This is a genomic window from Streptomyces sp. NRRL S-1022 (assembly GCF_000720135.1).
Lineage (GTDB): Bacteria > Actinomycetota > Actinomycetes > Streptomycetales > Streptomycetaceae > Streptomyces.
The window spans coordinates 1-479 of the sequence record NZ_JOIU01000117.1; the positions used below are offsets into that span (position 1 = coordinate 1).

The window sequence follows — 479 nt, forward strand, 5'->3', positions numbered from 1 at the left end:
GACGGCGAGGACCGGCTGCTGCTGCACATGGCGCTGAAGGGGGCGCGGCTCTGACTAGGGCCTGCCGTCGAGGAGTTCAGCCACCGCCCCGATCCCCTCGGTGATCGCTCGCTCCGTCACATTGCCGAATCCCAGGACCAGTTGGGGCGGGGCCGCGGATTTCGAGGTGCGGCACTCGCTCATGCCGTACAGCCCCACCCCCCGCTCGCGTGACTCCGCCAAGACCACCGGCTCCTCGACGCCCGAGGGCAGATGCCCCACCGCGTGGAAGCCCGCCGCGAGCCCCGAGAGCCGTACCGCCGGGGCGTGTTGGGCGAGAGCCGTGACGAGTGCGGTGCGGCGGGCCGCGTACGTCGTGCGCATACGGCGCAGATGGCGGTCGTAGCGGCCGGACTCGACGAGGCGGGCGAGGGCGAGCTGGTCGAGGGCGGGTGAGCCGCGGTCGGCGATGCGTTTGAGGTCGGTGAGCGGGGCGATGA

1 pseudogene is annotated in these 479 nt (G+C 72.4%); it reads right to left on the reverse strand.

Annotation, left to right across the window (positions count from 1 at the left end):
• Nucleotides 1–54: 54 nt before the first annotated feature.
• A pseudogene (locus IG05_RS0141095) lies at nt 55–479 on the reverse strand (PLP-dependent aminotransferase family protein); the annotation flags it as partial.